At 67.0% G+C, this 13762-nt stretch carries 10 protein-coding genes; 1 reads left to right on the top strand and 9 read right to left on the bottom strand.

All coding sequences use genetic code 11. The annotated features are described in order from the left end of the window. Positions 1-155: 155 nt before the first annotated feature. Positions 156-1667: a glycerol-3-phosphate dehydrogenase gene (glpD, locus tag AC1RMY_RS08585; protein WP_492863523.1), complete on the top strand. Its 1512-nt coding sequence runs from the start codon at positions 156-158 to the stop codon at positions 1665-1667. A 91-nt stretch (positions 1668-1758) separates the two neighbouring features. On the opposite strand, the gene AC1RMY_RS08580 is transcribed toward glpD, so the two are convergent. The 9 genes from AC1RMY_RS08580 to tssB form a co-directional block, all read right to left on the bottom strand. Further along, positions 1759-2952: a M23 family metallopeptidase gene (locus AC1RMY_RS08580; RefSeq protein WP_492863522.1), complete on the bottom strand. Its 1194-nt coding sequence runs from the start codon at positions 2950-2952 to the stop codon at positions 1759-1761. 257 nt (positions 2953-3209) lie between these two features. Continuing rightward, on the bottom strand, positions 3210-4478 hold the full coding sequence (locus AC1RMY_RS08575; RefSeq protein ID WP_492863521.1) for a peptidoglycan-binding domain-containing protein: 1269 nt from the start codon (positions 4476-4478) through the stop codon (positions 3210-3212). Positions 4479-4536: 58 nt separating this feature from the next. Next, the gene (gene tssH, locus AC1RMY_RS08570; RefSeq protein ID WP_492863520.1) at positions 4537-7284 is read right to left on the bottom strand and encodes a type VI secretion system ATPase TssH; all 2748 of its coding nucleotides are present in this window, start codon (positions 7282-7284) and stop codon (positions 4537-4539) included. Between the two features lie 24 nt (positions 7285-7308). After that, positions 7309-8379, bottom strand: coding sequence for a type VI secretion system baseplate subunit TssG (gene tssG / locus AC1RMY_RS08565; RefSeq protein WP_492863519.1), 1071 nt, complete (start codon positions 8377-8379; stop codon positions 7309-7311). Further along, positions 8376-10337, bottom strand: a complete 1962-nt coding sequence (tssF, locus tag AC1RMY_RS08560) for a type VI secretion system baseplate subunit TssF (RefSeq protein ID WP_492863518.1) — start codon at positions 10335-10337, stop codon at positions 8376-8378. Before tssF ends, tssG begins: the two co-directional genes overlap by 4 nt. A 5-nt stretch (positions 10338-10342) precedes the next feature. Continuing rightward, positions 10343-10849: a type VI secretion system baseplate subunit TssE gene (locus AC1RMY_RS08555; RefSeq protein WP_492863517.1), complete on the bottom strand. Its 507-nt coding sequence runs from the start codon at positions 10847-10849 to the stop codon at positions 10343-10345. Between the two features lie 205 nt (positions 10850-11054). Beyond that, positions 11055-11537, bottom strand: a complete 483-nt coding sequence (locus AC1RMY_RS08550; protein ID WP_492863516.1) for an Hcp family type VI secretion system effector — start codon at positions 11535-11537, stop codon at positions 11055-11057. A 142-nt stretch (positions 11538-11679) separates the two neighbouring features. Further along, positions 11680-13185, bottom strand: coding sequence for a type VI secretion system contractile sheath large subunit (gene tssC, locus AC1RMY_RS08545; RefSeq protein WP_492863515.1), 1506 nt, complete (start codon positions 13183-13185; stop codon positions 11680-11682). Between the two features lie 15 nt (positions 13186-13200). Further along, a complete protein-coding gene (gene tssB, locus AC1RMY_RS08540) occupies positions 13201-13734 on the bottom strand; it encodes a type VI secretion system contractile sheath small subunit (RefSeq protein ID WP_492863514.1) in 534 nt (177 codons plus the stop codon). Positions 13735-13762 lie beyond the last annotated feature (28 nt).

Below are 13762 nucleotides of genomic sequence, written 5' to 3'. Positions count from 1 at the left end.
CTCGCCGGATTCGACGCCGTGCTGATCGCGACAGACCATGACGACGTCGATTACGGCCTCATCGTCCGCAATGCCAAGCTCGTCGTCGACACCCGAAACGCATGCGCCCGAAACGGCCTTGCCGCCGAAACCATCTTCAAGGCCTGATGCCCTCCATGACCGACTCGGAACCCGTCTACGACCTCGCCGTCATCGGCGGCGGCATCAATGGCTGCGGCATCGCGCGCGACGCGGCAGGACGCGGCGCCTCCGTCATCCTGTTCGAGAAGGACGATCTCGCCAGCGCGACATCCTCCGCCTCGACCAAGCTGATCCATGGCGGGCTACGCTATCTCGAGCATTACGAGTTCCGGCTGGTGCGCGAAGCGCTGATGGAGCGCGAGCGGCTCTGGGCGATCGCGCCGCACATCATCTGGCCGCTTCGCTTCGTCCTGCCGCACCACAAGGGCCTGCGCCCGGCCTGGCTGCTGCGGCTCGGCCTGTTCCTCTACGACCATATCGGCGGCCGCAAGAAGCTGCCGGCAACGCGCACGCTCGACCTCGCCCATGATGCCGCCGGCCGCCCTTTGAAGGACCACGGCGCGAAAGCCTTCGAATACTCCGATTGCTGGGTCGAGGATTCCCGCCTCGTCGTGTTGAACGCGATGGATGCGGCGGCGAGAGGCGCCGCGATCCACACGCGCAGCCGCGTCGTTGCGGCCGACCGCGACAACGGCTCCTGGCGGATCACCATCGAAAGCAACGGAAACCGGAAAACCGTTCTGGCCAAAGCCCTCGTCAACGCTGCCGGCCCCTGGGTCGGCGAGGTGCTGGGCGGTGTCGTGCGCTCGAACACGAAGGCCGCCGTGCGCATGGTCCAGGGCAGCCATATCGTCGTGCCCCGCATCTACGAGCACGACCGCTGCTACATCTTCCAGAATTCGGATGGCCGTATCGTCTTCGCGATCCCCTATGAGCGCGACTTCACCCTGATCGGCACCACCGACCGCGACTTCAGGGGCGATCCGTCCGGGGCGAAGGCGACGCCGGAGGAGATCGACTATCTCTGCGCCGCCGCGAGCGAGTATTTCCGCGAGCCGGTGACGCCGGAGACCGTGGTCTGGACCTATTCGGGCGTCCGGCCGCTCTATGACGACGGCGCCAGCAAGGCTCAGGAAGCGACCCGCGACTACGTCCTGACGCTCGACGCGCCCGAAGGCCAGGCGCCGCTGCTCTCCGTATTCGGCGGCAAGATCACGACCTATCGCCGCCTGGCGGAGTCGGCGCTGGAGAAGCTCGCCCCCCACGCGGGCTGGGCCGCACGGCCGACCTGGACCGTCACCGGCACCCTGCCCGGCGGCGACTTCCCGGTCGAGGGCTTCGACGCGCAGGTCGATGCGCTGGCCGCCACCCACCCTTGGCTCGCCCGCAAGACCGCGACGCGGCTGGTACGCGCCCATGGCACCAGGGCGCGCGGCATTCTCGAAGGCGCGGCCAGCGTCGCCGATCTCGGGCGCCATTTCGGCGCCGACCTCTATGAGCGCGAGGTGCGCTATCTGATGCGGGCCGAGTGGGCCAGGGAAGCCGCCGATGTGCTTTGGCGGCGCAGCAAGCTCGGCCTGAGGCTGACCGCCGACGACCAGGCCGCGCTGGAGCGCTTCATGGCCGAGCAGATGGCTGCGAACTGAATCGCGTTTTCACACGAACCTCATCGTCATCCCGGATGGAGCGAAGCGCAGCTCCGGGATGACGCCGTGTTTCAGAACTCGGATGTCCTGCTCATCGTACCCCCGCCGGCAGCGCCGGCTGCGACAGCCTTGCGCCGATCTCGATGAATTTCAACGGGTTGCTCGCCTCGCCCGCGAGACGCGTCTCGTAATGCAGATGCGGCCCGGTCGAGCGCCCGGTCGAGCCGAGCCGCCCGATGATTGCGCCGTGCGGCACGATCTGGTCGGCTTGGACGTCGAAGGCGCTGAGATGGGCGTAACGCGTGGTCAGGCCGTTGCCATGGTCGAGTTCGACCATGTTGCCATAGCCGCCCGCGACCTCGGCCCTGAGCACCTTGCCGGCTCCGGTGGCGCGGATCGGCGTGCCGGTCTCGCCGCGGAAATCCATGCCAGAATGCATTGCGGGCGCCCCTGTGAACGGGTCCGTGCGCATGCCGTAATTGCTCGTGGTGCTGTCATCGCCGTCGAGCGGGCGGCGCAGCGGCACGATATTGGCGAGTTCGCGCCAACGGCCGAAGAGCGACTGGCCCTCGCCCAGTTGCACGACCCTGTGCTCGAAACTGCCCGGCCGCATCGTCACCGAAAGCGGGATCAGCGGGCCGCCCATCGCCTGGCGCGCCGGCGGCAGCCTGACCTTGGCGACGTCGAGCCCGAGCTCGGCCAGCGAGGACCTGATCTCCTGAACGCGGCCGAGGAGCCGCAAGCCCAGCGCCGAGAGCTGCTGGCCCTGCGCGGACTCGATCCGGTCGAGCGATTGCTGCAGCACCGCGACACGCTCGGCCAGCGGCAGCGGCTCCTCCGAACGTAGTGTCACCGCGATCTGGCGCTTCTGCGGCGCGACCACGGCCGGGTTGATGCGTTCGAGGATATTGCCCTGGAACGGATCGCTGGCGGCGAACCCGCCCGTCCCGCCCGGCCCCTGCGCGCCGCTCGGCGGCAACACTGGCGCCACTGCCTGACCCGTCAGGGTGCCCAGCAGGTTCTGCCGCGCCTCGAGCTCGATCTGGCGCGAAATCAGGTCGGCGAGCTGGTCGTCCCCACCGCCCCCTGCCGCCGCGCCCGGCAGGCGCTGCGTCGCAATCGAAGAGACCAGCCGGCGCGTCAGCGCCCGCATCTTCTCGTCATAGCTCGCCTGCAGAACCCGCTGCTCCCGCTGGAGCATGGCGACGATCGATTTTTCTTGGAACAGCAGCCAGGTCGCGGCAGCGCTCCAGACGGCGCCGACCACCGCCGTCAGCAGCACCATCGCGCGTCCCGCCTTGCCGACGCGCGACGGCCGCCTCCGGCGCGGTTCGGGCGGGCGTGTCGGCTCCCGCGGGCCGGACGGTCCCTGCGGCGCGGCGGACCGGCTTTTCAGTCGTGCTGGCTGCAACATCCGCTGCTCCCCGATCGAGCCCGTTCGACCCGTTGCAGCGATAACGCACCGCGACGGCTCGGCCGGGGTCCGTCAAACGAAGGACGCCGGCACGATACCCTATCGGAAGGCGCCGTGCCCGCCCCGCCCTAGAAGCCGCAGATCTCGACCAGCTTCTCCTGCGTCTTCGGCCCGGGAATGCCGTCCATTTTCAGGGGCGGATAGGCCTTCTGGAACGCTCTGACAGCCTTGGTCGTCTTCGGCCCCTTGATGCCGTCGACGGGGCCAGCGCCGAAGCCGAGCGCGTTCAGGCGAAACTGCACGCCCGTCAGCCACTCGGCACTGGGCGCAGTCTTGCCGCCCGCCTTGATGACGATCTCCGGCAGCCGGATCACGGTCCTGCCCTGCTTGCGTTCCTTGAAGGCGTCGAAGCTGCCCTTGACGACCTCCGGCGGCGCCGGGTCCTGCTTGGCCGGAACGGAGGTCGCCGCGACGACCACGGGCGCGGCGAGGTCGACGCCTTCGCTGGTCTCGATCGCGGTCAGTCCTTCGATCACCAGCACCACGCCCTTCGTCAGGGCGCCGCCCAGTTCCAATGCTCCGGTCAGAAGCATCTCGTCGACCACGCCGACCGGCGCGTTCGGCTTCAGGAAGATGCCCGCCTTGTCGACCGGGCCGTAGCCGAGGCCGTTCACGAGATCGTCGAGCGTATGGTAATATTTCCCGCCATAGTCCGCGAAGCGCACGCGCCCGAGCGTATCCCGCACGGCCATGACGGCGTGCTTGATCGGCTTGCCGGTCGTCGTCATGCAGCGGATCGCGAACATCGTCACGCCGCTCTCGCCGCGAGCGATCTGGATCGCGTCCTGGATCGTCTTGGGATGCGTGTACTGCTTGATCCGGACACCCTGCTGGGTCAGGAATGTCAGCATCTTCTCGATCGAGTTGGAGAGGACGTAGCGTCCCCGCTCGTTCTTGGCGAGGGAGCCGAGCGGCTTGCCGAGCGCCTCGGCCATGTCCTTCACCGTGATGAAGTAGTTTTTGCCCTTGGTGATCGACATGGCGTTGTTCACCGCCTGGAAGCCGCAGGGGCCGCTGACGCCCTTGACCTGCACGGCCAGCCGGATCTGCTTCAGATGCGAGAGGCGCGCGAACACGCCGCCTATCCGGCCGAGCGGCCCGAGGATCGCGAGCAGCCGCAGCGCGTCCTTGCCGACACCGCCCAGCCCGCCCTCCGACATGCCTTCACCGAAGCGCAGCACGTCGACGAAGCCGGCACCCAGATCCATCGAGGTCTGCACGCCGGTGGCGATCGTCACGGCCCACCATTGCGGATTGTCCTCGACCCATTCGCCCAGGATCGTCTCGGTCTCCCGCTTCTGCTTGTCCCACCAGTCGGCATATTCTGAGAAGGCCATCGTCAGTCCCTTGTCGTGAGGCTCCGCAGCGCTTTGTCGGCGCGAGGCGTCGCCCGGTTCACGACACGGCGTAGGCGAAGGTGCCGTTCTCGACCGAGACCCGCGCTTCCGTCAGTGGCTTCTTGTCGAGCTGTAGGCGCAGGATCGCGCGCGACAAGGCCGGCAGCATCGAATTGGTCACGATGTTGTCGATCATGCGCCCGCCGGAATCCGGATCGTTGCACTGCGCGACGATGTGCTCGACCACCGCATCGTCATAGATAAAGGCCGCGCCGTGATTGTCGCGGATGCGCTTGCCGATGCGGCCGAGCTGGAGCCTGACGATGCCGCCCAGCATGTCCGGCGAGAGTGGGTAGTACGGGATCGTGACGAGGCGCCCGATCAGCGCCGGCGGGAAGACCTTGAGCAGCGCTGGCCGCAGCGCCACCGCCATGGCTTCCGGATCGGCCCGCTCGGCCGGGTTCGCCGCCCTCCGCATGATCTCGTCGGTGCCGACATTCGAGGTCAGGATAATCAGCGTGTTCTTGAAGTCGATGCGCCGGCCGGTGCCATCCTCCATCACCCCCTTGTCGAAGACCTGGAAGAACAGCTCGTGGACGTCCGGATGAGCCTTCTCGATCTCGTCGAGCAGCACTACGGAATAGGGCTTGCGGCGCACGGCCTCCGTCAGCCGCCCGCCCTCGCCATAGCCGACATAGCCGGGAGGCGCTCCCTTCAGCGTCGAGACGGTGTGCGCCTCCTGGAACTCGGACATATTGATGGTGATGACGTTCTGCTCGCCACCATAGAGCTGCTCGGCCAGCGCCAGCGCCGTTTCGGTCTTGCCGACGCCGGAAGGACCGCAGAGCATGAAGACGCCGATCGGCTTGTTCGGATTGTCGAGCTTGGCGCGGTTGGTCTCGATGCGCCTTGCGATCATCGACAGGCCATGGTCCTGGCCGACGACGCGCTTGCTCAAAGTCTCGGCGAGCTTCAGGACGGTCTCGATCTCGTCGGCGACCATCCGGCCGACCGGAATGCCGGTCCAGTCGGAGACGACCGAGGCGACCGACTGCTCGTCGACATGGGCGTAGATCATCCGCTGTGCCGGATCGATGCCGCCGAGCGCCGCGAACTTCTCGGCGAGCGTCGCGCGCGCCGCGTCCGGATCGGGCGTCTCCCCCACCGCTTCCGTCGAGACAGGCGTGGCAGGCTCCGGCGCCGGCTCCCCCGCCTCGCCGGCGGCGACGTCGCGGGCGACATCCGCCTTCGGATCGGCGGCCGGAGGCTTCTCGCCGAGCTTGGCGCGCAGCGCCTTGATCTCCTCGACGATCGCAAGCTCGCTCGCCCAGGCGGCCTCCAGCGCCGCCAGCTTCTGCTGCCGTTCGGCGATCTCGACCTCGATCTCGCCCAGCCGCTTTTCGGTCTCGCTGCCGAGATCCTGGTCGGCGGTCAGCGCCCCCTTCTCCTGCTCCAACGCCGAGATGCCGACGCGGGCGTCCTCGATCGCGGCCGGCGTCGCGCTCTGGCTGATGGCGACGCGGGCGCAGGCCGTATCGAGCAGGCTGACCGCCTTGTCGGGAAGCTGGCGGGCGGGGATATAGCGATGCGACAGCGTCACCGCCGCCACGATCGCGGCATCGGAGATGCGGACCTTGTGGTGCTTCTCCATCGGGCCGATCAGGCCGCGCAGCATGGTGCAGCAGCGCGCGACATCGGGCTCGTCGACATTGACCGGCTGGAAGCGCCGGGTCAGCGCCGGGTCCTTCTCGAAATACTGGCGATACTCGGACCAGGTCGTCGCGGCGATGGTGCGCAGCGTGCCACGCGCCAGAGCGGGCTTCAGCAGGTTGGCGGCGTCGCCCGTGCCGGCCGCACCGCCCGCGCCGATCAGCGTGTGGGCCTCGTCGATGAACAGGATAACCGGCGTCGGCGAGGACTGCACCTCGTCGATGACAGAGCGCAGGCGCTGCTCGAACTCGCCCTTCATCGAGGCGCCGGCCTGCATCAGGCCGATGTCGAGGGCCACGACCCGCACGCCCTTCAACGGCGGCGGCACGTCGCCGGCCGCGACCCGCTGCGCGAACCCCTCGGCGATCGCCGTCTTGCCGACGCCGGCCTCGCCGGTGAGGATCGGGTTGTTCTGGCGCCGCCGCATCAGTACGTCGATGACCTGGCGGATCTCGTCGTCGCGGCCGAGGATCGGGTCCATCCCCCCTTCGCGCGCCTTGACGGTCAGGTCCTGCGAGAAGCGGTCGAGCGCGGTGGTGCCCTTCGCGCCCTCGGCAGCTTCAGCGCCTGGCGTGCCTGCGGCGCGCAACCCCGAGCCGTCCATCGGCCGCAGGTTTTCCTCCTCGGAAGCCTCCCAGATCTTGGCATGGCCGGCTGCGAGTTCCTCGACCGGGATCTTGCCGAATTCCTTCGAAATTCCGGTCAGCGCCCGGCGCAGCTCCAGCGACTTCAGCGCCGCGACAAGGACATGGCCGGTCCTGATCTGCGTCTCGCCGAAGAACAGCGTGGCGTAGTGCCAGCCACGGTCGAGCACGTCGACGACGTTGTTGGCGACGCCGGGCATCTCCGTCTCGTTCTTGCGGAAGCCCTCGATGACGCCGCCGATATCGGTCGCGAGCTTGCCCATGTCGAGGCTGTAATGCTGCGCCGTCAGCCCGATATCGGTCGACCGCCGCTGCAGGATCTGGGCGAGCCAATGGGCCAGCTCGACATTGCGGTTGCCCGCTCCCTTGGCCTGGCGCAGCGCCTGGATGAAGGCCTCATAGCCGACCCGGTTGAGCTTGCCTGTGACGGCTTCGAGACTGATATCGGCCATGACGGTCTCCTTGAGCGTCGAGGTTCAGGTGGCCCGGCTGCGCTTCTGGCGCATGCGCTCGGCAGGATGAAAACGGGCGTCGCGGCGTAAGGCCCCGGCGGAGACGTCCCAGTTCGGCGACATCCAGCTCGTCCAGCCGAGACTGCCGAACTGGCCGAGCCGAGCGGGCTTGACCTCGCCGACCGGCAGGGCGAGCTCGACATCCCATTCGAACTGCTCGCCGAGATGGAAGAAGACGGCATCCGCCAAGGGCTCGCAGCGATCGCCGTTCGGCAGGAAGCGGGAAAACTCCTCCAGATTCTGCGCGACGATGCAGATGCGGAACTTGTCCTCGACGCTATAGACGCTGGCTCCCAGGAGCGCGTCGCCGCCGAGCGTGCAATGGCTGCCGCCCAGTCGCGTCCGGTCGGCGGGGTCGAAGACCAGCCGCATGCCGACTAACTGCTCGATCTCGACCTCCGCCTTGAACAGCCCGGCGAGCAGGCCCCGCAGCCGCGAGGCCGACTTCGCCTGCGCTCCGATCAGCCCGGCATGGGACAGCATCTCGGCATCCGGCACCGCATCGCGGTTGCGATAGGGCCCCGAGCCGAGCCCGATCTGGCTGCCGACATAGGCGGCGAAGCGGTCGAACTCCGGCCGGTCATGCTGCGCGATCGGCCGGGAGTCCGCCCAGGCGCGGTAGAAGAGCTGCAGGAAGCGGTGGTTGAAGATGTCGAGGAAGCGCGGAAAGGCGTCGTCGCGCAGGAGCTGCCAGTGATAGCTCTCCTCGGTCGTCGCCAGCGGGAGCGCGCCCTGCGGCCCGAGCAGGCCGAGGAACTTGACGAAGAGCCGCAGCCGCCCCTGCAGGTCGCGATCCGCCTCCGCGATCGTCGAAGCCGGGAAATCGAGATAGGCCTGCTCGCCCAGCGCGACATATTCGTCGCGGCGTGCCGCGACGTCGCCGATCCGCGCCCGGTCCGGGAAGCTGCGTTCGAGCCGGCGCATGACCGCGTAGAAATCGAAGCGCCAGGGCTCGTCCTGCAACTGCTCGGCAAAGCTGGGCTCGCGCTGCAGGGCTTGGCTCAGATTTGGGCTCGGATTCGCGCTTTCGCTCACAGGATCCGCCTCGCTCCGGCGCGCGGCGGCCAGCGCATCACCTCCCCGCGCTCGACGGTTCGGATCACCGTCTGGGTGAAGTGGTTCATCGCCGCATACTCGGCGAAGAAGCGGTCTAGCACCGCGCCCAGCAGGAAGACGCCCGAGCCCTCGAAGGCCTTTTCGTCGAGGACGACGGTGATCTCCAGCCCACGCGCCGCGCCCGTCCCTGCCCGCTGCGGAAAGCGCCTGACCACCGGCCGGCTGTCGACGCTCTTGATGCCGCGGATGCGCCGTTCGGTGGCGCTGTCGGCGAGATCGGCGAAGAGCGAGAGCAGCTCCCGCAGCGCTTCGCCGTTCTGCCCCGCGCCGCGCTGGACGAGGCCGAGATGATTGAGGCTGAGCAGGTTGATCAGCCGCCAGGTCACGACACCGGTGCTCGCCGTCTCCGAGCGCAGCCGCAATTGCGAGACGATCGGCTCGCGCGGCGGCGTCGGCCCGGACAGGCAGGCGACGTCGAGCGCGACATTGTCGATCAGGCGGAAATCGGCGCCGCCCTCGCCCGTCGGCAAATGCTCCGGCAAATGCCGGTTGGAGCAGAGCGCACGCACGCTGAGTTCGGCCACCGAGACGCTGTCGCTAACGCCGGCAGGCTCCACCAGCGAGATGAACATGTCCGTCCCGGTATAGTCGGAGGAGCGCCCGGTGCGCCGCTCGGCGACGGAGCGGCGGCGCGGCAGCCGGCGCTGCGTATAGAGCAGGCCATGCGTCGGCGAGGCGCCCTCGGGCGAGGAATAGAGCGGGTGCACCGGCTGCTTCTCGCGCCCGCCGACATAGTGGGCGTGGACCGAGAGGATGCTGTGCGGCTCGTAGTCGAGCTGGCGGCTGCGATCCGGCACGACATGGAACTCATGCTGGTTGCTCTTGACCGGCATGCGGTCAGCCGTTTTCTCGAACAGGTTGATCGCGGGCGCGGCATAGAGCGCGAACATCTGCTTCTGCACCGCGGCGGCAAGCCGCGTGTTCACCTCGTCGAAGACGAAGATCACGTCGACCGCCTTGGCCGTCAGCTTCGGCATGATCCGCGCGAGACCGTCGAGCCTGAAGCCGAGGAATTTGCGCGGAAACCAGAACAGCTCGCGCAACAGGTCGAAGCCGCGGAAGATGCGGGTATCGGCCGGGAGCAGCGCCTCGTTCTCGGAAAAGCCCAGCTGCTCCAGCGAACAGCCCTCGGCGGGCGTGATGACCGGGTCGCCGAACTCATCGAGATGGCGGAAATAGATGCCGACGCAATCGGAGAAGAGCTGCTCGTACAGCGCGACCGCATCGGCTTCCGTCCCAAGCAGGTGGAAGGTCAGATCCTTGCACCTGCAGCCGGAAAACCAGCTCGTCGGCGTCTTCAGCGCCTGCGCCGGCGACGGTTCCTGCTCGGGGTCGGCCATGGTCCGGTGCGTCAGCGACAGCCGCAAGCCGGACAGGGCCCGGTGATCGGTGCGCAGGCCGAGAGCCTGGAGCGGCCCCGGCGCCGGGATGTATTCGGCCGCGGCGATGTCGAAGGGCCACATCGTGACATCCGCGCCGAGCCGATAGCGGCAGGCGACGCGGCGCTCGCGTTCGAGATAGGTCGCGTCGATATAGGAGCCGCGCGGGATCCTCATCCCCTCGCGCAGGCCGGGATCCGAGAAGGGCGGCCGGATGCCCGCCAGCAGCGCGGAGGGCGTCGGCGCGAGGTAGTTCGGGATCAGCTGTTCGAGCAGGTTGTTGGTGAATTCCGGGAACTCGTGCTTCAGCTTGAGCTGCACGCGCGCCGCGAGAAAGGCCGCGCCCTCCAGCAGGCCGCCGACCATCGGGTCCATGCGCTCGCCGACGAGCCCGCCCAGCCTTTCGGCAATGCCGGGATACTCTTCGGCGAATTCCTTCGTGTGCTCCATGAACAGGCGGAGCTCTTGGTTGTAGAAGTCGAGGAACTCCTGGTTCATCGTCCCTACCGGCTCCTGATCGCCATCTTGCCCGTATCCAGTTCGAGATCGGCGACGAACTGGACGGGTATGTTGAGCGGTTCGCAATTCAGGTCCGCCCGCACGAGGAAGCGCACCTTGAGTTCGGCCCTGTCGAGGGAATCGTCGCGCTCGACGGCGATCGTTTCCTGGATCAGTCGCGGCTCGTATTCGAGCAGCACGGCGATCATGTCCTCGCGGATCAGATCGACGCGATGCTCGTCGATGGTCCGGTTGGCGAGGTCGGGAAAGCCGTGGTTCAGGATCGAGCGCCGGACATGCTCGTGATCCGACAGGTCGACCGACGAGGCCAGGTTGATCGTGTTGACCAGCCCTTCGAGGTCGAGCGCGATCTCGCGCCTCAGCTTCGGCTCGGTGATGGCGGCGCGCGGCGCGGCGCGGCGGTTCGCGATGACGCGCTCGCCGCCCTCGTCGCGCAGGTCGAGCGAGACCTTCGCATCCTTTTCCAGATGCGCCTCGCGAAAAGCGAACATCAAAGGCGGCCGCAGCCGCTTCCTGGAGATCGGGCCGTTCATGGCATCGGGCCGTTCATGGCATCCCGGATCGCATCTCGGTCATCGACGGAACCCGCCGCCGGGCGGGGACACAAGCACGATGGCCGCCGCGGCGCTTCTCCGCAACGACCATCGAAAAGCGGCAGGCCGGCGCCGCTCGCGCGACACCGGCCTGCGTCTCACGTCACTTCTTGTTGGCCTTGAGATCCCAGGTCATCGTCACCGGCGCGTCCAGCGTGCCGTCCTTCTTCTGGGACTTGTACTCGTACTTGATCTTGGCGAAGTTGAGCGAGAACTGGTCGGTCGGCACGCTCGAGCCGCCGGCGGCATCGCCGGACTGGTAGCTCGACACCAACAGGTCCTCCAGCGTCAGGACATAGTAGTCCTGCTGGTTCTCGCCCTGCTTGCGGACATAGAGCACCGCCTTGGAGATGTGCTTGCCGGTGGCGCAGGAGAGCGCCAGGTTGGCCGAGGCCTTGCCGACGGACGAGGTGAAGTGGATGTCCTGGAAGCTCGCCTTGCCGGCACCGCCGCCGGAACCCGCCGCATGCGAGCCAGCGTTGCTGACGCCCCAGGAAAAGGAATCGACCTCGATCGTGTCCTTGTGCTTGGAATCCTGGCTTTCGCCCTTGATGCCGTCGATCTCGAGAAGGAAGTCGGTAGCCATGATCATCTCCAATGGTTGGGAGTGAGGGTGAATGTGGTTGTGAAACCCGAATACTGGACGCAGTTCTCCTGCGCGCCCGGGCTCGACCGCCCGGAGCGCTGAAGGTCTTCGTTGCTGACTTCACATGCTGGTCAGGTGACGATCACGTCTTGGGAGCTGGCAGGCGTGAGACCAGGCTCAAGCCGATATCCATGCCCTCGAGCTGGAAGTGCGGCCTGAGATAGAACTTGGCCGAGTAGTAGCCAGGGTTCTCCTCGTCCTCGAAGACGTCGATGCGCGCATCGGAGAGCGGGCGCCGTGCCTTCGTCTCTTCGCTGGAATTGACCGGATCGCCATCGACATAGTCGGTGATCCACTCCTGCAGCCAGCGCCGCAGCGGCTCCTTTTCCTTGTAGGAGCCGATCTTGTCGCGCACCATGCACTTCAGATAGTGCGCGAAGCGCGAGACCGCGAACATGTAGGGCAGCCGCGCCGACAGGTTGTCCGAAGCCGTCGCCGCGACCCCGTCGGGGCCGGAGAACGCCTTGGGCTTGTAGAGCGACTGCGCGCCGATGAAGGCTGCCTTGTCGGTGTTCTTGCGGTGGATCAGCGGGATCAGGCCGGACTTGGCCAGCTCCGCCTCGCGCCGGTCGCTGATCGCGATCTCGGTCGGGCATTTCAGGTCGATGCCGCCATCATCCGTCGGGAAGGTGTGGGTCGGCAGGTTGAGCACCTCGCCGCCCGACTGCACCCCGCGGATGCGCGTGCACCAGCCGTATTCCTTGTAGGCGCGGTTGATGTTGACGGCCATCGCATAGGCCGCGTTCATCCAGGCGTATTTCTCGCCCTTGTGCCCGTCAGTGTCCTCCTCGAAGGCGAACTCCTCGACCGGCTCCGATTTCGCGCCGTAAGGCACCCGCGAGAGCACCCGCGGCAGGCACAGGCCGACATAGCGGGAGTCGGCCGCATCGCGCAGGCCCTTCCAGGCCGCATAATCCGGCGTGTCGAACACCTTGCTGAGATCGCGCGGGTTGGACAGCTCCGTCCAGGAGTCCATGCCCATCAGCGTCGGCTCGGCGCCGGCGAAGAAGGGGGCGTGAGCGGCGGCCGCGACCTTGGAGAGGTCGCGCAGCAACTGCACGTCGGTCGGCACATGGCTGAAATGGTAGTCGCCGATCAGACAGCCGAAAGGCTGGCCGCCGAGCTGACCGAACTCCTGCTCATAGACCTGCTTGAACAGCGGGCTCTGGTCCCAGCGCGCGCCGGGATAGGTCTTCAGATTGCGATAAAGCTCGTTCTTCGAGACATTCATCACCTTGATCTTGAGCTGCGCATCGGTCTCCGAATTGAAGACCAGATAGTTCAGGCCGCGCCAAGCGCTCTCGATCTGCTGGAATTCGGGTGCGTGCAGCACCTCGTTCATCTGCTCGGTCAGCTTGGCGTCGAGCCTCGCGATCATCTCCTCGATCGTATCGAGCACATCGTTCTTGATGAGCGTCGAGTCCGAGAGCGCCTGGTTGACCAGGGTCGCGATGCCGGCCTCGACCTCCGTCGCGGCACGCTCGGTCTTGGGCTTGAAGCTCTGCTTCAGGACCGAGGCGAACTCGTCGAGATCACGCGTCTCGGCGACTGCGCCGCCGGGCTGCTGGGTTTGTGCTTCCGCTGCCATTGCCGCCTCGCTTGCTTACTTGCTGTCTTCGGTCGCCGCGCCGTCGGACGGCTTGTCGCCGAGCTTGTCCTTGAGCGCCGCCATGAGCTGGGGATCGGCCAGAAGCGCCTTGATCTGGTCGCTCGCAGCCATCTTGCCGTCCATGAAGCGTACGAGGTTGGCGAGCTGTTCGCGCGCCTCCAGCAGCTTGGCCATCGCCGGGATCTGGCGGGCGACGGCAGCCGGGTTGAAATCGTCGAACTTCGAGAATTTCAGCGCGACCGAGAGCTTGTCGCCGCCATCGCCGAGCTTGTTGGGCACGTTGAAGGCGACACCGGGCTCGATCGCGGCCATGCGCTGATCGAAATTGTCCATGTCGAAGTCGAGGAACTTGCGCTGCGAGATCTCGGCCTTGTCGACGCCCGAAGCGTTGCCCGAGAGATCGGCCATCACGCCCATGACGAAGGGCAGCTCGATCTTCTGCTCGGCATTGTACGGGTCTTCGTAGGTGATGTGGACCCGCGGCGGCCTGTTGCGGCGGATGAACTTCTGCCCTGAATCTCCGGCCATGGTGCTTGCCCCTCTGCAATCGCGTCAC

It is taken from the genome of Allobosea sp. GW822-FHT03F07 (genome assembly GCF_058801345.1).
Note: the sequence above shows the minus strand (reverse complement) of the source record. Positions and strands in the feature narration are given on the sequence as shown.